17 protein-coding genes and 18 other annotated features are annotated in these 19697 nt (G+C 52.1%); of the genes, 9 read left to right on the forward strand and 8 right to left on the reverse strand.

Features of this window, described 5'->3' with window-relative positions:
- The first annotated feature begins 9 nt into the window (after positions 1-9).
- Positions 10-15 (forward strand) — a ribosome-binding site (putative RBS for ycfP; RegulonDB:STMS1H001470).
- The 3 genes from ycfP to ycfJ all read left to right on the forward strand — a co-directional run bounded on the left by ycfP (position 10) and on the right by ycfJ (position 2840).
- Positions 10-563 (forward strand): putative esterase gene (gene ycfP, locus STM1210; protein ID NP_460180.1). Within the gene, positions 21-563 belong to an annotated coding region; the region does not span the whole gene. Its footprint overlaps the feature before it by 6 nt.
- Before the next feature lie 54 nt (positions 564-617).
- Positions 618-640, forward strand: a protein binding site (putative binding site for FNR, RegulonDB: STMS1H000174).
- Between the two features lie 25 nt (positions 641-665).
- Positions 666-690, forward strand: a protein binding site (putative binding site for FNR, RegulonDB: STMS1H000152).
- A 10-nt stretch (positions 691-700) separates the two neighbouring features.
- Positions 701-709, forward strand: a -35 signal (putative -35_signal for ndh; RegulonDB:STMLTH004478).
- Positions 701-2122, forward strand: a protein-coding gene (ndh, locus tag STM1211; protein NP_460181.1) for a cupric reductase. Within the gene, positions 818-2122 belong to an annotated coding region; the region does not span the whole gene. It overlaps the preceding feature by 9 nt.
- Positions 728-736: a -10 signal (putative -10_signal for ndh; RegulonDB:STMLTH004478), on the forward strand. Its footprint overlaps the gene before it by 9 nt.
- Positions 806-811 (forward strand) — a ribosome-binding site (putative RBS for ndh; RegulonDB:STMS1H001471).
- Positions 2123-2286: 164 nt before the next feature.
- Positions 2287-2292, forward strand: a ribosome-binding site (putative RBS for ycfJ; RegulonDB:STMS1H001472).
- The gene (ycfJ, locus tag STM1212) for a putative outer membrane lipoprotein (RefSeq protein NP_460182.1) occupies positions 2287-2840 on the forward strand. Within the gene, positions 2301-2840 belong to an annotated coding region; the region does not span the whole gene. (Overlaps the previous feature by 6 nt.)
- A gap of 74 nt (positions 2841-2914) precedes the next feature.
- Here the strand turns inward: ycfJ and ycfQ are convergent.
- Positions 2915-3566 (reverse strand): putative transcriptional repressor (TetR/AcrR family) gene (gene ycfQ / locus STM1213; RefSeq protein ID NP_460183.1). Within the gene, positions 2915-3550 belong to an annotated coding region; the region does not span the whole gene.
- Positions 3561-3566 (reverse strand) — a ribosome-binding site (putative RBS for ycfQ; RegulonDB:STMS1H001473). It overlaps the preceding gene by 6 nt.
- Positions 3567-3779: 213 nt before the next feature.
- Positions 3780-3785, forward strand: a ribosome-binding site (putative RBS for ycfR; RegulonDB:STMS1H001474).
- On the opposite strand from ycfQ, the gene ycfR reads away from it, so the two are divergent.
- The gene (gene ycfR / locus STM1214; protein NP_460184.1) for a putative outer membrane protein occupies positions 3780-4049 on the forward strand. Within the gene, positions 3792-4049 belong to an annotated coding region; the region does not span the whole gene. Its footprint overlaps the feature before it by 6 nt.
- A 96-nt stretch (positions 4050-4145) precedes the next feature.
- Here the strand turns inward: ycfR and ycfS are convergent.
- Together ycfS and mfd are read right to left on the reverse strand one after the other, a co-directional pair.
- Positions 4146-5125 (reverse strand): putative periplasmic protein gene (gene ycfS, locus STM1215; protein NP_460185.1). Within the gene, positions 4146-5111 belong to an annotated coding region; the region does not span the whole gene.
- Positions 5120-5125, reverse strand: a ribosome-binding site (putative RBS for ycfS; RegulonDB:STMS1H001475). (Overlaps the previous gene by 6 nt.)
- A 133-nt stretch (positions 5126-5258) precedes the next feature.
- Positions 5259-8723 (reverse strand): transcription-repair coupling factor gene (gene mfd / locus STM1216; protein ID NP_460186.1). Within the gene, positions 5259-8705 belong to an annotated coding region; the region does not span the whole gene.
- Positions 8718-8723 (reverse strand) — a ribosome-binding site (putative RBS for mfd; RegulonDB:STMS1H001476). (Overlaps the previous gene by 6 nt.)
- Before the next feature lie 208 nt (positions 8724-8931).
- Here mfd and ycfU point away from each other — a divergent pair.
- The 5 genes from ycfU to cobB all read left to right on the forward strand — a co-directional run bounded on the left by ycfU (position 8932) and on the right by cobB (position 13960).
- Positions 8932-10242, forward strand: a complete 1311-nt coding sequence (gene ycfU, locus STM1217) for an integral membrane protein ABC transporter (protein NP_460187.3) — start codon at positions 8932-8934, stop codon at positions 10240-10242.
- Positions 10222-10227: a ribosome-binding site (putative RBS for ycfV; RegulonDB:STMS1H001477), on the forward strand. It overlaps the preceding gene by 6 nt.
- Positions 10222-10936, forward strand: a protein-coding gene (gene ycfV, locus STM1218; RefSeq protein ID NP_460188.1) for an ATP-binding protein ABC transporter. Within the gene, positions 10235-10936 belong to an annotated coding region; the region does not span the whole gene. Before ycfU ends, ycfV begins: the two co-directional genes overlap by 21 nt.
- Positions 10922-10927, forward strand: a ribosome-binding site (putative RBS for ycfW; RegulonDB:STMS1H001478). (Overlaps the previous gene by 6 nt.)
- Positions 10922-12180 (forward strand): integral membrane protein ABC transporter gene (gene ycfW, locus STM1219; RefSeq protein NP_460189.1). Within the gene, positions 10936-12180 belong to an annotated coding region; the region does not span the whole gene. The genes ycfV and ycfW overlap by 15 nt, the downstream gene beginning before the upstream one ends.
- A 17-nt stretch (positions 12181-12197) precedes the next feature.
- Positions 12198-12203, forward strand: a ribosome-binding site (putative RBS for ycfX; RegulonDB:STMS1H001479).
- The gene (gene ycfX, locus STM1220; RefSeq protein NP_460190.1) for a putative regulator (NagC/XylR family) occupies positions 12198-13120 on the forward strand. Within the gene, positions 12209-13120 belong to an annotated coding region; the region does not span the whole gene. Its footprint overlaps the feature before it by 6 nt.
- A 9-nt stretch (positions 13121-13129) precedes the next feature.
- Positions 13130-13135: a ribosome-binding site (putative RBS for cobB; RegulonDB:STMS1H001480), on the forward strand.
- Positions 13130-13960, forward strand: a protein-coding gene (gene cobB, locus STM1221) for a putative nicotinate-nucleotide dimethylbenzimidazolephosphoribosltransferase (protein ID NP_460191.1). Within the gene, positions 13139-13960 belong to an annotated coding region; the region does not span the whole gene. It overlaps the preceding feature by 6 nt.
- 81 nt (positions 13961-14041) lie before the next feature.
- Here the strand turns inward: cobB and potD are convergent.
- The 5 genes from potD to potA all read right to left on the reverse strand — a co-directional run bounded on the left by potD (position 14042) and on the right by potA (position 19530).
- Positions 14042-15101, reverse strand: a protein-coding gene (gene potD, locus STM1222; RefSeq protein NP_460192.1) for a spermidine/putrescine transporter. Within the gene, positions 14042-15088 belong to an annotated coding region; the region does not span the whole gene.
- Positions 15096-15101: a ribosome-binding site (putative RBS for potD; RegulonDB:STMS1H001481), on the reverse strand. Its footprint overlaps the gene before it by 6 nt.
- 11 nt (positions 15102-15112) lie before the next feature.
- Positions 15113-15906, reverse strand: a protein-coding gene (gene potC, locus STM1223; protein ID NP_460193.1) for a spermidine/putrescine transporter. Within the gene, positions 15113-15892 belong to an annotated coding region; the region does not span the whole gene.
- Positions 15901-15906: a ribosome-binding site (putative RBS for potC; RegulonDB:STMS1H001482), on the reverse strand. Its footprint overlaps the gene before it by 6 nt.
- A gap of 301 nt (positions 15907-16207) precedes the next feature.
- The gene (sifA, locus tag STM1224) at positions 16208-17218 is read right to left on the reverse strand and encodes a lysosomal glycoprotein (lgp)-containing structures (RefSeq protein ID NP_460194.1); all 1011 of its coding nucleotides are present in this window, start codon (positions 17216-17218) and stop codon (positions 16208-16210) included.
- A 328-nt stretch (positions 17219-17546) separates the two neighbouring features.
- The gene (gene potB, locus STM1225; protein ID NP_460195.1) for a spermidine/putrescine transporter occupies positions 17547-18426 on the reverse strand. Within the gene, positions 17547-18410 belong to an annotated coding region; the region does not span the whole gene.
- Complete coding sequence (gene potA / locus STM1226; RefSeq protein ID NP_460196.1) at positions 18394-19530, reverse strand: spermidine/putrescine transporter; 1137 nt, start codon at positions 19528-19530, stop codon at positions 18394-18396. The genes potB and potA overlap by 33 nt, the downstream gene beginning before the upstream one ends.
- Positions 18421-18426 (reverse strand) — a ribosome-binding site (putative RBS for potB; RegulonDB:STMS1H001483). (Overlaps the previous gene by 6 nt.)
- Positions 19531-19697 lie beyond the last annotated feature (167 nt).

Here is a 19697-nt window from a genome sequence, read left to right on the forward strand (position 1 = left end):
AGTTTTCGTGAGGGTGCCAGATGATTATTTATTTACACGGTTTTGATTCAAATAGTCCGGGCAACCATGAAAAAGTGTTGCAATTACAGTTTATCGACCCGGATGTTCGGCTGGTAAGCTACAGTACGCGGCATCCTAAGCACGATATGCAGCATCTGCTGAAAGAAGTGGACAAAATGTTGCAGTTGAATGTGGACGAGCGCCCTTTAATCTGTGGCGTGGGGCTGGGCGGTTACTGGGCGGAGCGGATTGGCTTTTTGTGCGATATCCGTCAGGTGGTTTTTAACCCGAACCTGTTCCCCTATGAAAACATGGAGGGGAAAATCGATCGCCCGGAAGAATATGCGGACATCGCTACAAAGTGCGTGACCAACTTTCGCGAAAAAAATCGCGATCGTTGTCTGGTGATCCTCTCGCGTCATGACGAAGCGCTGGACAGCCAACGCTCAGCGCAAGCGCTTCACCCGTTTTATGAAATTGTGTGGGATGAGGAACAGACTCACAAATTCAAAAATATTTCGCCGCATTTGCAACGTATCAAAGCGTTTAAAACGCTGGGATAACGCCATCCGGCAATATGGCGTTATCAGTGACCGGATAACCAGCCTTGCGGCTGGTTTTTTTATGCTCAATTCTCGCAAACTGTCTATCTTTTCAGCATGAAAACTTGATGCACATCAATTTTGGTATGACCAATGCACCGTTCATGCTATTCTCATATCAGAAGCTTATTCTCATTAACGTAACTTGTTGTTAATTAAAGGCTATGCTAATAACTTTTAATTAACAATTGGTTAATAAATTTAAGGGGGTCACGTTGACTACACCATTAAAAAAGATCGTGATTGTCGGCGGCGGCGCTGGCGGGCTGGAAATGGCGACGCAGTTAGGCCATAAACTGGGGCGCAAGAAAAAAGCGAAAATCACGCTGGTAGACAGAAATCACAGCCATCTGTGGAAACCATTGCTGCACGAAGTGGCGACTGGCTCTCTGGACGAAGGCGTGGATGCGCTGAGCTATCTGGCTCATGCGCGTAATCATGGTTTCCAGTTCCAGCTGGGGTCGGTGATGGATATCGATCGCGAAGCGAAAACCATCACCATTGCCGAGTTGCGTGATGAAAAGGGCGAACTGCTGGTGCCGGAGCGCAAAATCGCGTATGACACGCTGGTGATGGCGCTGGGCAGCACCTCTAATGATTTCAACACGCCGGGCGTGAAAGAGCACTGTATCTTCCTCGATAACCCGCATCAGGCGCGCCGTTTTCACCAGGAGATGCTGAACCTGTTCCTCAAGTATTCGGCTAATCTGGGCGCGAACGGTAAGGTCAATATCGCCATCGTTGGCGGCGGTGCGACGGGGGTTGAGCTGTCGGCTGAACTGCATAATGCGGTAAAACAGCTGCATAGCTATGGTTATAAGGGGCTGACCAACGACGCGCTGAACGTGACGTTGGTTGAGGCTGGCGAGCGTATTCTGCCTGCGTTGCCGCCGCGTATCTCCAGCGCCGCGCATAATGAACTGACCAAACTGGGCGTTCGCGTGCTGACGCAAACTATGGTCACCAGCGCCGACGAAGGCGGTCTGCATACGAAAGAAGGTGAATATATTCAGGCCGATCTGATGGTGTGGGCGGCGGGTATCAAAGCGCCAGATTTTATGAAAGAGATTGGTGGTCTGGAAACGAACCGCATTAACCAACTGGTGGTGGAACCGACGCTGCAAACCACGCGCGATCCTGATATTTATGCGATTGGCGACTGCGCTTCCTGCGCACGTCCGGAGGGAGGTTTTGTGCCGCCTCGCGCTCAGGCGGCGCATCAGATGGCTACCTGCGCGATGAAAAACATTCTGGCGCAGATGAATGGCAAACCGCTGAAAGCTTACCAGTATAAAGATCATGGATCGCTGGTCTCTCTGTCCAACTTCTCTACCGTGGGTAGTCTGATGGGGAACCTGACCCGCGGTTCAATGATGATTGAAGGACGTATCGCCCGCTTCGTGTATATCTCGCTATACCGTATGCACCAGATAGCGCTGCATGGATACTTTAAAACCGGCCTGATGATGCTGGTGGGCAGTATTAACCGCGTCATTCGTCCGCGCCTGAAACTGCATTAATTTCTCTGCGTCTCACCGGCTGCTCGCGCCGGTGAGCGCTTCTCCATCACTCGCTTCGGAGTTGTCCGAATCCTTCAGCTTTACCGCCTCATCCCGCATTTTTCATCCTCATTCCGATTGGCTTTGTTCGCATACTGGTTGCAAAATTGTTACCAATAGCAACGAAGGAGGAACTCCCGTGAATAAATCAATGTTGGCGGGTATAGGGATTGGCGTAGCGGCTGCGCTGGGTGTGGCGGCAGTGGCCAGTCTCAACGTATTTGATCGTGGTCCGCAATATGCGCAGGTGATATCGGCTAAACCGATTAAAGAGACGGTAAAAACGCCGCGTCAGGAGTGCCGTAATGTCACGGTCACGCATCGCAGACCGGTTCAGGACGAAAACCGTATTGCCGGCTCGGTGCTTGGCGCAGTAGCAGGCGGCGTGATTGGACATCAATTTGGCGGCGGTCGTGGTAAAGATGTGGCGACGGTCGTCGGGGCGCTGGGCGGCGGTTATGCTGGCAATCAAATCCAGGGATCAATGCAAGAAAGTGATACTTACACTACCACGCAGCAACGCTGTAAGACGGTGTATGACAAATCTGAAAAGATGCTTGGCTACGACGTGACCTACAAAATTGGCGATCAGCAGGGCAAAATCCGCATGGATAAAGACCCCGGAACGCAAATTCCCCTCGACGGCAATGGCCAACTGGTTCTGAATAACAAAGCATAAAAAAGCTGTACTCTGCAAGTTAGCCCCTCATTCGCTCAGGCTGAGGGGCTTTTTTTTATCCGAAGCCGCGTCGTTCAGGACTTGATCAGTTCAGGCCAGATGCGCAGAGTCGTACGCGTAATTTGCATCAGTTGTTCGAAGGTGGCACCTTCACGGGCGCTGATCGACATTCCCTGTAAAATACAGTTTATATATTCTGCGAGCGCCTGCGGGTTACAGTGCGCCGGAATTTCACCGCGCTCCTGACGTTGGCGCAGAAACTGGATGAGCGTCTGTTCCTGCATGGCGTGGCGTGATTTTACCGTGCGGGCGATATCGCGCGAGGAGGCGGCCAGGGTGGCGGACGTATTAATCATAAAGCAGCCAGCCGGCGTGTCTGTACTGGTAAAGCAGGCGGCAATTTCTGTGAAGTAATCTTCCAGCGCCGATTCTACGCTTTTCTCTTCACAAAAGAGCTGGGCTTCGTGTTTTGAGGCAAAGCGAGTGATGTAGCGATCCAGGACAGCGCGAAATAATCCTTTTTTGTTAGTGAATTCCGCATAGAGAGTAGGCGCTTTCGCCCCGGTAGCCTCTACGAGATCGGCAAGCGAAGTTGCTTCATAGCCGTGCTGCCAGAAGAGAGTCATGGCCTTATCAAGCGCGGCTTCCCTGTCGAACACTTTTGGTCGGCCACGGCTTTTCTTCGCGCAACTCGTGGTATCCGTTGTCATGATGCCGTTGTACCTGTTTAAAGAGCGGTCTCTCTATTATAAAAACAAACCACTTCTGGCTCCAGAGTATTCATTAGAAAAATAAATCAATTCTATTCACATGAAAAATAACATCTTTATAAATTATATAACGATCATTATAAAAAGAGGTTGACGTGTGATGTAGATCACATCTATGATTAACTTATCGATCGTTAAGTTAATGCTTACGACACCCATTCATCTGCTAAAGGTCATCACTATGAAAAACGTAAAAACCCTCATCGCTGCTGCCGTACTGAGTTCGCTCTCATTCGCCAGCTTCGCCGCCGTTGAAGTTCAGGCAACGCCAGAAGGTCAACAGAAGTTCGGCACCATTTCCGCGAATGGCGGCACGAATCTGGGCTCGCTGGAAGATCAGCTGGCGCAAAAAGCGCAGGAGATGGGGGCGAAGTCTTTCCGTATTACCTCTGTTACCGGCCCGAATACCCTCCACGGTACGGCGGTAATCTATAAGTAAGCATTAACCCTCATTAATGCCGCTGCGATTGCCACAATAAAAAGAAAAAGCCTCGCGATGCATCGCGAGGCTTTTTTGTCGGTCAGCTATTCACGCTTACAGCGACTGCGGTTTCGCCTCTGCTTGACGGGTTACATCCACCGGCATTCCGGAACGCACTTCCATAACATGTTCCATCACCGCAGCATCGGTCTGCGGCGCGTCCTTAAAGGCCTGCATCGGGCCATTCAGCACAATCGGCAACACCTGCGGATCGTCGCCTATATTTTTAGACAGCGGCTGATGAACTTCCACCAGTCGCACGCCGCCTGGCTCCACCGAGGCTTTAATCGGCGTATTGATAATATTCACTTTGGTTCCCGGCGTGACCTGACGGAACAATGTCTCTATATCACCGTCGCGCAGACGGATACAGCCGGAACTGACGCGCATACCAATGCCAAAATCGGCATTCGTGCCATGTAACAGATAGACGCCGCCGTAGGCCGCTAAACGAATCGCGTGATGTCCCATTGGGTTATCGGGACCGGCAGGCACCACGGCGGGGAGATCGATACCTTGCGCTTTATAACGGGCGCGAATATTGGCGGTCGGCGTCCAGGTTGGATTGGCGCGTTTATCCGAAATGGTCGTCACCATCGTTGGCGTCAGGGTATCGCCGCCCAGTTGGCCAATCCCGATAGGGTAGACCGTGACCGTATTTTTCCCCGGTTGATAATAGTAAAGCCGTAATTCCGCGAGGTTAATGACGATACCTTCACGTGGCGCGTCCGGTAGCAGCGTTTGCAGCGGAATCGTTAGCACGCTGCCTGCGCGTGGCACATAAGGATCAATGCCGGGGTTGGCCTGTAACAGGGCTAAAAAGCCCACGTTATATTTTTTGGCGATCGCCTCCAGCGAGCCGCCGTCGTCTTCAACGACATGGAATTTATTTTCTCCCACCAGTCGACTGCCGGGGGGCGGAAGAGGCCACGTATTCGCCTGCGCGGGAAGGGCAAGCATGATGGTCGCGGTAAGCGCAAGCAACGCCCACCAGCGAGAGAGTCGCGTATTGTTGAACATTATAATAAACCCATGATTATTATGTGGTTATTTTTATAAAAGAGGAAATAAGAATTATGGCGGTTGGCTGTGTCTGGAACTGCAGGGAAGTGCAAAGAATTTGTAAAGATTAGGCCGGACGCAGAGTAATGACGCCCGGCCTGACGCTTATGCAATAGCGTTTTCTTCCAGTTGCTGCATAAACTGGCGTACCCAGTCTATACGCGTTTTACGTTCGCTTAAATCCTGAATAAACTTGAGGCGCGTCGGGCCATCCAGACGGAAATGCTGCGGCTGTTTTTGCAGCAACCCGATAAGCCAGGCGGGGTCAACGTGGTTTTTCTCGGCGAACTCAATCGTTCCGCCTTTCTCGTTACCCTCCAGTTTTCGGATGCCGAGCTTTTGCGCCTGTTGGCGCAGGCGGGCGATATCCAGCAGATTACGCGCCGGATCGGGCAGCAGGCCGAAGCGGTCGATCAATTCCACTTTGATCTCCTCCAGCTCGTTTTCGTTCTTCGCGCTGGCAATGCGTTTATAGAATGACAGCCGGGTATTAACATCCGGAATAAAATCATCCGGCAGTAACGACGGCATTCGCAGCTCGACTTCCGTTTGCTGACTGGTGAGATCTTCCAGCGAGGGTTCGCGGCCTGCTTTCAGCGCATCAACGGCGTTTTCCAGCAATTCCATGTAGAGTGAGAAGCCGATGGTTTCCATTGAGCCGCTTTGCTCTTCGCCAAGCAGTTCGCCCGCGCCGCGGATCTCCAGATCGTGGGTCGCCAGCGCAAACCCGGCGCCTAAATCCTCCAGCGACGCAATCGCCTCCAGCCGTTTTTGCGCATCGGTGGTCATGGCCTTAGGATGTGGCGTCAACAGCCAGGCGTAGGCCTGGTGGTGCGAGCGCCCAACGCGGCCACGCAGCTGGTGCAACTGCGCGAGGCCGAAATGATCCGCGCGTTCAATGATGATCGTGTTAGCGGTGGGAATGTCGATCCCCGTTTCGATAATGGTAGTACACACCAGCACGTTAAAACGTTGATGGTGGAAATCGTTCATGACCCGTTCCAGCTCACGTTCGCGCATCTGCCCGTGGCCTATAGCGATTCGCGCTTCCGGCACCAGTTCCGCCAGCCGCTCTGCGGCTTTCTGAATATTTTCGACGTCATTGTACAAATAGTAAACCTGACCGCCGCGCAGGATTTCACGCAGAATCGCTTCCCTTACCACCAGGCTATCATACTCGCGGACAAAGGTTTTTACCGCCAGACGACGGGCAGGGGGGGTGGCGATAATGGAGAGATCGCGCATACCGCTCATCGCCATATTCAGCGTCCGCGGGATCGGCGTCGCCGTGAGCGTCAGAATATCGACATCGGCGCGCATCGCCTTAATTCGCTCTTTGTGGCGCACGCCGAAACGATGCTCTTCATCGACAATCAGCAGGCCGAGGTCGCGCAGCTTCACATCGCTTTGTAGCAGTTTATGCGTACCGATCAGAATATCGATCTTACCCTCGGCGGCTTCCGCCAGGATTTGTGTCTGCTCTTTGGCGCTGCGAAAGCGGGACAGCATCTCAATGCGTACCGGCCAGTTGGCGAAACGGTCGCGGAAGTTGTCATAGTGTTGCTGCGCCAGCAGCGTAGTCGGCACCAGTACCGCTACTTGTTTATGGTTTTCCACTGCCAGGAACGCGGCGCGCATCGCCACTTCGGTTTTGCCGAAGCCGACGTCGCCGCACACCAGCCTGTCCATCGCCAGCGGTTGGCACATATCGCTCAATACGGCGTTAATCGCCTGTGCCTGATCGGGCGTCGTTTCAAACGGGAAGCTGTCGCAGAATAACTGATACTGCTCACGATCATGCTTAAAGGCAAAACCCTCTTTTGCCGCCCGTTGCGCATAAATATCCAACAGTTCCGCTGCGACATCGCGCACTTTTTCCGCCGCTTTCTGCCGGGCGCGCGACCAGGCGTCGCCGCCCAGTTTATGCAGAGGCGCACTTTCTTCCGCGCCGCCGGCATAGCGGCTAATCAGATGCAATGAGGAGACCGGCACATACAGTTTGGCGTCATTGGCGTAGGTGAGCATCAGATACTCACCCTTGATGCCGCCAGCCTCCAGAGTGGTCATGCCGGCATAGCGTCCGACGCCGTGCTCCAGATGCACTACCGGCTGACCGACGTGGAGCTCCGCCAGGTTACGAATCAACGTATCCGGGTTGATCGTGCGGCGGGAATCCAGGCGGCGACGCGCCACCCGCTCACCCAAAAGATCGCTTTCACAAATCAGCGCCAGATTGCGTTGGGTGTCGATAAAGCCATGTTCTGCGGCGCCAATCATCAGATAGCGTCCCGCATCCTGCGCCTCGTCCAGGCGTAATATCCGCTTCGGCGCGATTTTTATGCGAGCCAGGAGCTCTCCCAGAGCTTCGCGGCGTCCTTCGCTTTCCACAGAAAAAATCACCGGACCGCTGAAAGATTCGAGGAACTTACGCAGCGCGTCCAGCGGCGCTTTCTGCTGCGCCTGGATAGCCAAATCCGGTAATTTCTGGAAACCGAGATTGGTATTGGCGGCTTTTTCCGGCAGATGGTCGGTTTTAAGCTGGAGGCGAGGCCAGCGTTTAAGCTCGGAAAAGAGCTCATCCACCCGTAGCCAGAGGGCTTCCGGCGGCAAAAGCGGGCGCATAGGATCGACGCCACGATTTTCAAAACGCGCCAGCGTATCGGCCTGAAAGCGTTCGGCGCTGGTTTCCAGCGAGCCGGTATTCACCACCAGAGTATTGGCGGGGAAATAGCTAAATAATGGCGGTAACGGTTCGCTGAAAAAGAGCGGCTGCCAGTATTCGATCCCGGCGGGCAGAGTGCCTTTGCTGACCTGCTGATAGATGTGCTCGGCGTCGCGTTTTACCTCAAAGGTATCGCGCCACTGGCTACGGAAAAGCTCAATAGCGGCTTTGTCGGTAGGAAATTCGTGCGCGGGCAACAAATTGATGGCCTCGACCTCCTCCAGCGTACGCTGGGTATCCGCGTCAAACAGACGCAGGCTGTCGATTTCATCATCAAAAAAGTCGAGGCGATAAGGCTGTTCGCTGCCCATCGGAAAGAGATCCAACAGCGCGCCGCGCGTCGCGTATTCGCCATGCTCCATCACCTGATCGACATGCCGATAACCGGCGCTGTCAAGCTGCGCGCGCAGAGCGTCGCGGGACAGCCGCTGGCCTTTTTTCATCACCAGCGCATGACCATGCAGATAGCTATGCGGACAAACGCGCTGCATCAGGGTGTTTACCGGTACAATCAAGACGCCGCGCTGCATCGACGGCAACTGGTAGAGCGTGGACAGGCGCGAAGAGATAATTTCCTGATGCGGGGAGAAGCTGTCATACGGTAGCGTTTCCCAGTCCGCCAGGTTCATCACCATCTGATCGGTAAACTGGCGGATTTCATCATGCAATCGCAGAGCATTTTGCATGTCAGGCGCTATGAGTACCACCGGACCGGCATGGCGTTCGGCTATCTCCGCCACCAGCGTAGCGCAGGCGGCACCGGTAAGTTCGCCCAACTGGCGCTGATCGCCCGCTTTTGTCGGCAGCGTGTAACGTTGTTTTTCAGGCATAACGGTTGTCAGTATCTCTTTTTGTTTTACGCCGCACTCTACGCGTCACCCTTCAGGCTGCTTCATGGTTGGCTGCACGCCGGGACAGCATGAAGGACTCAGGTATTCAGGGGCATATGACTGATAAGCAATGTTCTTTATTATCCGCGATCGTTGTTTATTAGCAAATTGAATCCGCCGCATAACGCGCCGAACAGGTAAAGTATGAACATGTAAGTGACTTGATTTGTCGGCCTTTTTCAGAATAACGCTGACGAACTCTTACGGTTCAGACATTTACGCATTCCGCTTTCGCTTATATACTCGGGACTTTGCTAACAGCAACCAGACGGATTACATGTATCAACCTGTCGCTCTATTCATTGGCCTGCGTTACATGCGCGGGCGTGCAGCAGATCGCTTCGGTCGCTTCGTTTCCTGGCTTTCCACTATCGGCATTACCCTGGGGGTGATGGCGCTGGTCACGGTATTGTCGGTGATGAACGGTTTTGAGCGCGAACTGCAAAATAACATTCTTGGTTTGATGCCTCAGGCCATCCTCTCTGCTGAACATGGTTCTCTTAACCCGAATCAGATGCCGGAAAAAGCGGTGAATCTGCAAGGCGTTAACCGTATTGCGCCGCTGACGACGGGCGATGTCGTACTGCAAAGCGCGCGTAGCGTTGCGGTTGGCGTGATGTTAGGTATCGATCCGGCGCAAAAAGATCCATTAACGCCGTATCTGGTCAATGTGAAGCAAAGCGAATTACAGCCGGGTAAGTATAATGTCATCCTCGGCGAGCAGCTCGCCGGACAGTTAGGGGTCAACCGCGGCGATCAGATTCGGCTAATGGTGCCATCTGCCAGCCAGTTTACGCCAATGGGACGCCTGCCCAGCCAGCGTCTGTTTACGGTGATTGGCACATTTGCCGCCAATAGCGAGGTCGATGGCTATGAAATGCTGGTCAATATTCAGGACGCGTCGCGTTTAATGCGCTATCCGGCAGGCAATATTACCGGCTGGCGTCTGTGGCTGGATGAACCGCTGCAAGTCGATACCCTCAGCCAACAGACGCTGCCGCAAGGCACGAAGTGGCAGGACTGGCGCGAACGCAAAGGCGAGTTGTTCCAGGCTGTGCGCATGGAAAAGAACATGATGGGATTGTTGCTGAGCCTCATCGTGGCGGTCGCGGCTTTTAACATTATTACTTCGTTGGGCCTGATGGTTATGGAGAAGCAGGGTGAAGTGGCGATTTTACAAACTCAAGGGCTGACGCCGCGACAAATTATGATGGTCTTTATGGTGCAGGGCGCCAGCGCCGGGATTATCGGCGCGCTGTTGGGCGCCGCGCTGGGCGCATTGCTTGCCAGCCAACTGAATAACCTGATGCCGATCATCGGCGCGTTTCTGGATGGCGCTGCGTTGCCCGTGGCGATAGAGCCGTTACAGGTGATCGTTATCGCGCTGGTGGCAATGGCCATCGCGCTGCTTTCTACGCTTTATCCTTCCTGGCGCGCTGCCGCCACTCAACCCGCTGAGGCTTTACGTTATGAATAAGATCCTGTTGCAATGCGACAACCTGTGCAAACGCTATCAGGAAGGCACCGTACAAACCGACGTGTTGCACGATGTCAGCTTCAGTATCGGCGAAGGCGAAATGATGGCGATCGTCGGCAGTTCCGGTTCGGGTAAAAGTACGTTGCTGCATCTGTTAGGCGGGCTGGATACGCCCACCTCCGGCGATGTGATTTTTAGCGGCCAGCCGATGAGCAAACTCTCTTCTGCGGCAAAAGCGGAATTACGTAACCAGAAACTGGGGTTTATCTATCAGTTTCATCATCTCCTGCCGGATTTTACGGCGCTGGAAAACGTGGCGATGCCATTATTGATTGGCAAAAAGAAACCGGCGGAGATTGACGCTCGGGCGCGAGAAATGCTGCACGCCGTAGGGCTGGAGCATCGCGCAACCCATCGACCTTCGGAACTTTCCGGCGGTGAGCGCCAGCGTGTCGCGATAGCGCGCGCGTTGGTGAATAACCCGCGTCTGGTGCTGGCGGATGAGCCGACCGGTAATCTCGATGCGCGTAATGCCGACAGTATTTTTGAGCTTCTGGGCGAGTTAAATCGTCTGCAGGGAACCGCGTTTCTGGTGGTGACTCACGATTTGCAACTGGCGAAACGTATGAGCCGCCAGCTTGAGATGCGCGATGGCCGCCTGACGGCGGAACTGAGCCTGATGGGGGCTGAGTAATGGCGTCGCCTTTATCATTGTTAATTGGCTTGCGTTTCAGCCGTGGACGGCGGCGCGGCGGTATGGTTTCGCTCATTTCCGTCATTTCTACCATCGGTATCGCGCTGGGCGTGGCGGTGTTGATTGTCGGTTTAAGCGCGATGAACGGTTTCGAACGCGAGTTGAATAACCGTATTCTGGCGGTGGTTCCGCACGGGGAGATTGAAGCGGTCAATCAGCCGTGGACCAACTGGCGTGAAGCGCTGGCAAAAGTGCAGAAGGTGCCAGGCATTGCCGCCGCCGCGCCGTATATCAATTTTACCGGCCTGGTAGAGAGCGGGGCCAATTTGCGCGCCATTCAGGTTAAAGGCGTCGACCCTAAGCAAGAGCAGCAGCTTAGCGCGTTACCGTCATTTGTGCAAAATCACGCCTGGGATCATTTCAAAGCGGGCGAGCAGCAGATCATTATCGGTAAAGGCGTCGCCGATGCGCTGAACGTGAAACAGGGCGACTGGGTGTCCATCATGATCCCCAATGCGAATGCCGACCATAAGCTGCTCCAGCCCAAACGCGTGCGTTTGCATGTCATCGGGATTCTGCAACTGAGCGGCCAGCTCGATCACAGCTTCGCCATGATCCCGCTTGAGGATGCGCAGCAGTATCTGGATATGGGGTCCAGCGTTTCCGGTATCGCGCTTAAAGTCCACGACGTGTTTAATGCGAACAAACTGGTGCGTGACGCGGGTGAAGTGACTAACAGCTATGTCTACATTAAGAGCTGGATCGGCACCTACGGCTATATGTATCGCGATATCCAGATGATTCGCGCCATTATGTATCTGGCGATGATTCTGGTGATCGGCGTGGCCTGTTTTAATATCGTTTCCACCTTAGTGATGGCGGTAAAAGACAAAAGCGGCGACATTGCGGTATTAAGAACGCTGGGGGCGAAAGATGGTTTGATTCGTGCCATTTTCGTCTGGTACGGGCTACTGGCGGGCTTGCTGGGCAGCTTGATTGGCGTGGCGATCGGCGTTGTCGTTTCGCTTCAGCTTACCGCCATTATTAATGGGATTGAAAAGGCGATCGGGCATCAGTTTTTGTCCGGCGATATCTATTTTATCGACTTCCTGCCATCCGAATTACATTGGCTGGACGTTGTTTACGTACTGGTCACAGCGTTGTTGTTAAGCTTACTGGCGAGCTGGTATCCGGCGCGGCGGGCGAGCAACATTGACCCTGCGCGAGTATTGAGCGGCCAGTAATCGCGGAATATAAAAACAAGGAGCGGTGATGTATTACGGGTTTGACATTGGCGGAACAAAGATTGCGTTAGGCGTATTTGACTCAACGCGGCGGCTGCAGTGGGAAAAACGGGTTCCCACGCCCCATACCAGCTATAGCGCCTTTTTAGACGCCGTATGCGAACTGGTCGAGGAAGCCGACCAGCGATTTGGCGTAAAAGGGTCGGTAGGGATTGGCATACCCGGTATGCCGGAAACCGAAGACGGCACGCTGTACGCCGCGAATGTCCCGGCAGCCAGCGGTAAGCCGTTGCGCGCCGATCTCAGCGCCCGACTGGATCGCGATGTGCGTCTGGACAATGACGCTAACTGTTTTGCCTTGTCCGAAGCCTGGGATGATGAATTCACGCAATATCCTTTGGTTATGGGGCTTATCCTCGGCACCGGCGTCGGCGGTGGCCTGGTGCTAAACGGGAAGCCGATTACCGGTCAGAGCTATATCACCGGCGAGTTTGGTCATATGCGTTTGCCGGTTGACGCGCTAACGTTGATGGGGTTTGATTTTCCTCTCCGCCGTTGTGGATGCGGTCAGATGGGCTGCATTGAGAATTATCTGTCCGGGCGCGGGTTTGCGTGGCTATATCAGCATTATTATGATCAATCGCTGCAGGCGCCGGAGATTATCGCGTTGTGGGAGCAGGGCGATGAGCAGGCGCACGCGCATGTTGAGCGCTATCTGGATTTACTGGCGGTTTGTCTGGGGAATATACTGACGATTGTCGATCCCGATTTATTGGTGATCGGCGGCGGACTATCGAACTTTACGGCAATAACAACGCAACTGGCGGAAAGACTGCCGCGCCATCTCCTCCCTGTTGCCCGCGCGCCGCGCATTGAGCGTGCGCGGCATGGGGATGCAGGTGGGATGCGCGGTGCTGCTTTTTTACATCTTACCGACTAATCAAAAAAAGAGGTTGTTATGCAGTCGCGTCGGTTTCATCGATTAAGCCGCTTTCGTAAAAATAAACGTCTGTTGCGTGAACGTCTGCGCCAGCGGATCTTTTTCAGAGACAGAGTGGTGCCGGAAATGATGGAAAACCCAAGAGTATTAGTCCTTACAGGTGCAGGAATTTCTGCAGAGTCTGGTATTCGTACGTTTCGCGCGGCGGATGGCCTTTGGGAAGAGCATCGGGTTGAAGACGTGGCAACGCCGGAAGGATTCGCCCGTAATCCGGGGCTGGTGCAGACATTTTATAATGCCCGCCGTCAGCAGCTTCAACAGCCGGAAATACAACCCAATGCGGCGCATCTGGCGTTAGCGAAGCTTGAAGAAGCGCTTGGCGATCGCTTTTTGCTGGTGACGCAAAACATCGACAATTTGCATGAACGCGCGGGCAATCGCAACATCATTCATATGCATGGCGAGCTGTTGAAGGTGCGCTGTTCGCAAAGCGGCCAGATTCTGGAATGGAACGGCGATGTGATGCCGGAAGATAAATGTCACTGCTGTCAGTTCCCGGCGCCGCTACGTCCGCACGTGGTGTGGTTTGGCGAGATGCCGCTTGGCATGGATGAAATTTATATGGCGCTGTCGATGGCGGATATTTTTATCGCCATTGGCACGTCCGGTCATGTCTATCCGGCTGCGGGTTTTGTGCATGAAGCAAAACTGCACGGCGCACATACGGTGGAACTGAATCTTGAGCCAAGCCAAGTCGGCAGCGAGTTTGAAGAGAAGCACTACGGCCCGGCAAGCCAGGTTGTGCCGGAATTTGTTGATAAATTCCTGAAAGGGCTGTAGTGCTGTTTGCCCGGTAACGCCTTATCCGGCCTACATTTCACGTTACGTTCATCTGTAGGCCCGACAGGCGCTTTGGCTGAATTAGCGTCCTGCTTTTAGCTTCTGATAATACTCTTCATAAATGGCGCTGGCGTCGCCGACATCGTTTTGCCACTCGCCTTTGCTGATGGTTTGCGCATCCGGATAGAGCGACTTATCATTGGCGACCTCCGGGCTTAACAGCTTACGCGCCGCCAGGTTGGGGGTAGGGTAGCCGATGGTTTCTGCCACCTCTTTCGCGACGTCAGGACGCAGCAGGAAGTTGATTAGCTTCAGCGCGCCCTCTTTATTTTTCGCGTTTGCCGGAATAGCCAGGCTATCCATCCAGAAAATACCGCCTTCTTTCGGCCAGACGACCTCCAGCGGCGTGCCAGCCTGACGAGCAACGAAGGCCGAACCGTTCCACACCATCCCCAGATTGACTTCCCCTTCCATATACGGATTCGCCGGATTATCGGAGTTGAAGGCCGCTACGTTCGGCATCAGTTTTTTCAACTCTTCATATGCCGCTTCGATCTCTTTCGGATCGGTAGTGTTACCGGAATAACCTAGCTTGCGCAGCGCCATCTGGAAGACTTCTCGCGCATCGTCGGTTAAAAGCAGGCTGTTTTTATATTCCGGTTTCCACAAGTCAGCCCAGCTGGTAATGGTTTTTGGATCGATAGCATCGCTGTTCACGCCAATCGCCGTTGCGCCCCAGATATACGGAACAGAATAATCGTTGTTGGGGTCAAACGGTTTGTTGAGCATTTCCGGATCGAGGTTGTGGAAATTGGTTAATTTCGACTTATCGATCTTCTGGATCATGCCTTCTTTGCGCATTTTGTCGACATAGTATGTAGAAGGAACAACCAGGTCATACGCGCCATCTTTATAGGTTTTGAGTTTGGCATACATGGTTTCGTTCGACTCGTAGGTCGAATAAATCACCTTAATGCCAGTCTCTTTAGTGAACTGTTCCAGCAGGCCCGGCGGCACATACTCAGTCCAGTTATAGAAATAGAGCGTGTCGTTGTCGGAGGCATGAGCGGCACTCATACCCAGCGCCAGGGCGCCCGCCGCGAGCAGGTGGCGTGACCATTTTTTCATTTAACGTCCCCTGAATTACGGGCCTTATCGGCCCTTGGTTTTATCACGAGCAATAAGCTGGCTGGCAATGACCATTACCAGAGACAGCACCAATAAAACGGTCGCCAGCGCGTTCACTTCTGGTGAAACGCCGACTTTTACCATGGAATAAATCTTTAAGGGTAAAATTTCATAGCCCGGCCCGGTGACAAACGACGAGACCACTACATCGTCCATCGACAACGTAAAGCTCAGCAACCAGCCCGCCGCCACCGCCGGCATCGCCAGCGGCAGAATGATTTTGCGTAAAATCGTTACCTCACTGGCCCCCAGGTCTTTTGCGGCTTCCAGCATTCTGACATCAAAGCCTTTCAGGCGCGAATAGACCGTGACGACCACAAACGGCAGGCTAAAGGTGATGTGCGAGAACAGCAACGACCAAAAGCCCAGTTGAATGCCGAGTAACATAAACAGCACCAGCAGGGAGATCGCCATCACGATATCCGGCGACATCATTACTACAAACAGCATCCCGCTGACGAATGGCTTCCCGCGAAAGCGGTAGCGATAAAGCGCCACCGCGGTTAACGAGCCAATCAACGTGGCGAAGGTCGCTGAAAAAATCGCCATCGTCAGTGAATGTTGAGCGGCCTGCAACAGACTGTCGTTATTGACTAGGAGTTCGTACCATTTAGTGGTAAAGCCCTGCCAGTTAATGCCGAACCGCGAACTGTTGAAGGAGTTCACGATCAGAATAATGATGGGAATATACAGATACGCATAGATGGCAGTCATGAAACCGCCACGGAGCAGCCGACCGATCATTCAAGTTCCACCTTCTTATTCAGAGGATGGGGTGCTTTTAGAGTATTGAAAATGATCAATTTTTTCTCTTCTCCAAAATCTCTCCAAAACGTCTCGCGGTTATCAGCAGCCAGGAAGAAGCAAGCTGCCGCTTGAAGCCGCGAATTTTACAACAAATTGCCAGACGAGCGGGAAAAAAAGGCCATTTAAATGACTATTCTCATCCGATCCGGTCATATGCGGCATTATTGTGCCTGGCAAGAGGTTACTCAGTAGGCAAACAGGAAGTACGTGAGTAAACCCTGAACGTGACGTCTGAGAAAGCGTCGTCTGATTTTATAAAAAACAACATAAACAGCCGCTTTGTTGTTCTGAGCGAACGTGTAGCGTGGTTAACTGTTCTTCCGCCATTTTTTGTATAGCCTGGGGGTCTATTCTAAAAATGGCGTGAAAAACCTGATCAGAGATGGCTTCGACTATCTCAGCTAACATACTTTGGCTGGTGCTGGGATCCGTTACGAGGAACGCCTGAAACGTCTTATCCGCTAGTAAAACCTCTTTTACCATTTTTTCAATAGGTATGTGGGTATGCGGTGGTGGTATTTCAAGCTGTTTTAATCCACACATCGCCATTGTTTCTAAAAATGCGTTTTGCTGAGTACTTTCGGATATATTCGCATGGTGTAAAATGCGCGTTGTCTTTTCAATCCCAGACTGAATTTTCGCTGCCAGGTAGGTTGCCTTTTCTTGCGCTTTCCACCCATCTAAATGTCCTTTTCTCAATTCAGTATATAAATACCCCTCTATGTTGTCTAATGGAACCGATAATATCGGCGCGCCAGCAGGATTGAGACATAATGTCGAAGGGAGGGGGTAGTCTACGATTTCGCTATATCTTCTCTTAATCATGGCCGTCATTTGTGGATGCGATTTTAAAATATCCGGGCGATCTTTCATTAAAAAATAAAGATTCCCCATGACTTCACAGCTAAAGGTATCGGTATTTTGAGTGATACGTAACAATTCGTTCTCTTCGTTTTGATCCATGATGCGAAGAATAATGGTGGCATCATTTTCATGAGGATTATGAACCTGAAATCTATCTCTTTGCGATGCGCAGGCTAACTCTTTCAACTCAAAAAAAATCTCTGTAAGCCGCTCTCGTGTGGGGGCGCGTTCGGCAAACAACATCTCATGTAGACAACGGTCCGCTTTTGCTTTGCCAGTAGAAAAAAAGAAGTCTTTAATTTTTTCCCATAAAACTTTCCACCATGCTTCTTTCGTATTCCTTGGGGAGTTGGTAAGGATTTCACTTTTTAAAAAACCATTCCCTATAGTAATCGGCATATTAATCTCACTTATACTGGAGTAAAAATGACTACATAATTGATTAAATCGACCCTTTTTATCTCAACTGCGGGCGCATCGGATGTAATATAATTTTTAAAAGAGACTGGCAATCAGTATAAAACCTGAGAGCTTCGCGTATAAACGCATTACTGTCTGTGATAGCGTCGCTACAGGTAAAAATAAAAGAAGGACTACCGCGGATGATGTTGTAGATTTGCAATACTGGCGGCAACTTCTTTCATGCGTTTTTTATGCCGAAGGCATGAAGTTTACCCTTGAATAAACTTCATGCCTGGATGCGTGTGGATTTGTTAGCGTTGCGCAATTAATCGCTTATATCACTCACCTTCTTATTCAATAAGCGGGAAGCCCGCCAGTAAATCAACAGCATGAGTCCCATCACAATGGTCAGCGTAATGCTGGTAGCCGCGCCAAACGGCCAATCGCGAATATTCAGGAACTGTACCTTAATGACGTTACCAATCAGCAGGTTTTTCGCGCCACCCATTAAATCGGAGACGTAGAACAGGCCCATTGCCGGTAGCATCACGAGCAGGCAACCGGCGACAATGCCCGGCATGGTTAATGGAATAATGATGCGGATGAACGTTTGCATTTTACTGGCGCCGAGATCGCGTGCGGCCTCCAGTAGTGGTTTGTCGAGCTTCTCAATGCTGGAGTAGAGCGGCATGACCATAAATGGCAGCAAAATGTAAACCAGGCCGATAATAACGGCGCTCGGGGTGAACATGATGCGAATCGGTGTATCAATCACGCCCAGCCACAGCAGGAATTCATTGAGATAACCTTTAGTGCTCAGGAATATTTTCAGCCCATAGATGCGGATCAGTGAGTTGGTCCAGAAAGGAACAATCAGCAAAAACAGCAATAACGGACGTATCTTTTCCGGTAACTTCGCCAGAAACCAGGCAAAAGGATAGCCCAGCACCAGGCAGGAGAGGGTGGCGATCAGCGCCATATTCAGAGAGTGCAGGAGCACTTCAAAATAGAGCGGATCGAGCAGGCGCGCGTAGTTATCCAGCGTAAAGACCATCTTGACGAAACTGGCGTCGTCACGGGTCAGAAAGCTGGTGCCAATGATCATCAGGTTGGGCAGAAAAACAAATAACACAAGCCAACCGACGATAGTGACAATCACTACATTCTGGAATTTACTTGTGTTCTTCATCAGCCAGTACGACCTCCCAGCTTTCTACCCAACTAATGGCCATTTTTTGGTCAAGTGAATGGTCGAAGTCAGGATCGTCTTCGTTGAAGAATTCGCTGACCATCACCATTTTGCCATTTTCCAGTTCAACCACCGACTCCAGCGTCATACCTTTATAATTGCGCTCGCGCACGTAGCCGATAAGCCCTTCGATGTGGTTATCATCGTTGATCTCTTCGACGCGTAGATCTTCCGGTCGCAGCAGGACGTTCAGTTTTTGGCCTGGTTCGACAGCGAAATTGACGTATATATTGCACTCCCGACCTTCTACGCTGGCGCGGACGCGCTGTTCATCAAGCCGTTCAATGACGGTTGCGTCAAAGCGGTTAATTTCGCCGATAAAACCGGCGACAAACAGGTTTTTTGGCTCTTCATAGATTTCACGCGGCGTGCCGTCTTGCTCAATCACGCCATTACGCATTACCACGATACGATCGGACATGGTGAGCGCTTCTTCCTGATCGTGAGTGACAAAAACAAACGTGATACCGAGTTTACGCTGTAATGCTTTAAGCTCGTTCTGCATTTGTTTGCGCAATTTATAGTCCAGCGCGGAAAGCGATTCATCCAGTAATAACAGGCGAGGTTTATTCACCACCGCGCGAGCGATAGCCACACGCTGCTGCTGTCCGCCGGAAAGCTGGTGCGGTTTACGTTGTGCAAACTCTTCAAGCTGCACCATACGCAGCGCATCGGTCACGCGAGGCGCTATCTCGGCGGCTGGCGTTTTTTGCATCCGTAAGCCAAACGCGACATTTTCAAACACCGTCATATGCGGAAATAAAGCGTAGCTTTGAAATACGGTATTTACATAACGATTTTCGGCGGGAACGTGGGTGATATCCTGGTTATCCAACATGATATGCCCGGCATCAACGGTTTCCAGGCCGGCAATCAGGCGAAGAACGGTTGTTTTACCGCAGCCGGAAGGGCCAAGCAGCGTGAGGAATTCGCCATTGTTAATGGTCAAATCCAGTTGCGAAATGACCTCTTTGCCATCGAAACTTTTGCTAATTCCCGACAAAAGCACCAGCGGTGAAAGCGAACGCGGTTGATTATTCAATTTCTTACTCTGTCCCATGTAAACGCAACGGATGGCTGACCGCTGCGGGGTTTGTGGTTAACCACCTTAATCACTCTTAATGAGGGCGGTCATTCTACGGCAAACCACTGTGATCGCCAATCCTTGTTGCGAATTACTGACTTAGCTTTATAGTCAGAAAGCGTGTCAAAGTGAAATATTCTTGT

The organism is Salmonella enterica subsp. enterica serovar Typhimurium str. LT2 (assembly GCF_000006945.2).
In the GTDB taxonomy this organism is placed as follows: domain Bacteria; phylum Pseudomonadota; class Gammaproteobacteria; order Enterobacterales; family Enterobacteriaceae; genus Salmonella; species Salmonella enterica.

Bases quoted from the DNA above. Each gene is read 5' to 3' on its own strand.
- cobB (NP_460191.1), top strand. From the start codon at position 13,139: ATGCAGTCGCGTCGGTTTCATCGATTAAGCCGCTTTCGTAAAAATAAA.
- ycfR (NP_460184.1), top strand. From the start codon at position 3,792: ATGAAAAACGTAAAAACCCTCATCGCTGCTGCCGTACTGAGTTCGCTC.
- ycfQ (NP_460183.1), bottom strand. From the start codon at position 3,550: ATGACAACGGATACCACGAGTTGCGCGAAGAAAAGCCGTGGCCGACCA.
- ycfS (NP_460185.1), bottom strand. From the start codon at position 5,111: ATGTTCAACAATACGCGACTCTCTCGCTGGTGGGCGTTGCTTGCGCTT.
- mfd (NP_460186.1), bottom strand. From the start codon at position 8,705: ATGCCTGAAAAACAACGTTACACGCTGCCGACAAAAGCGGGCGATCAG.
- ycfX (NP_460190.1), top strand. From the start codon at position 12,209: ATGTATTACGGGTTTGACATTGGCGGAACAAAGATTGCGTTAGGCGTA.
- potA (NP_460196.1), bottom strand. From the start codon at position 19,530: ATGGGACAGAGTAAGAAATTGAATAATCAACCGCGTTCGCTTTCACCG.
- potB (NP_460195.1), bottom strand. From the start codon at position 18,410: ATGAAGAACACAAGTAAATTCCAGAATGTAGTGATTGTCACTATCGTC.
- ycfV (NP_460188.1), top strand. From the start codon at position 10,235: ATGAATAAGATCCTGTTGCAATGCGACAACCTGTGCAAACGCTATCAG.
- ycfW (NP_460189.1), top strand. From the start codon at position 10,936: ATGGCGTCGCCTTTATCATTGTTAATTGGCTTGCGTTTCAGCCGTGGA.
- potC (NP_460193.1), bottom strand. From the start codon at position 15,892: ATGATCGGTCGGCTGCTCCGTGGCGGTTTCATGACTGCCATCTATGCG.
- potD (NP_460192.1), bottom strand. From the start codon at position 15,088: ATGAAAAAATGGTCACGCCACCTGCTCGCGGCGGGCGCCCTGGCGCTG.
- ycfP (NP_460180.1), top strand. From the start codon at position 21: ATGATTATTTATTTACACGGTTTTGATTCAAATAGTCCGGGCAACCAT.
- sifA (NP_460194.1), bottom strand. From the start codon at position 17,218: ATGCCGATTACTATAGGGAATGGTTTTTTAAAAAGTGAAATCCTTACC.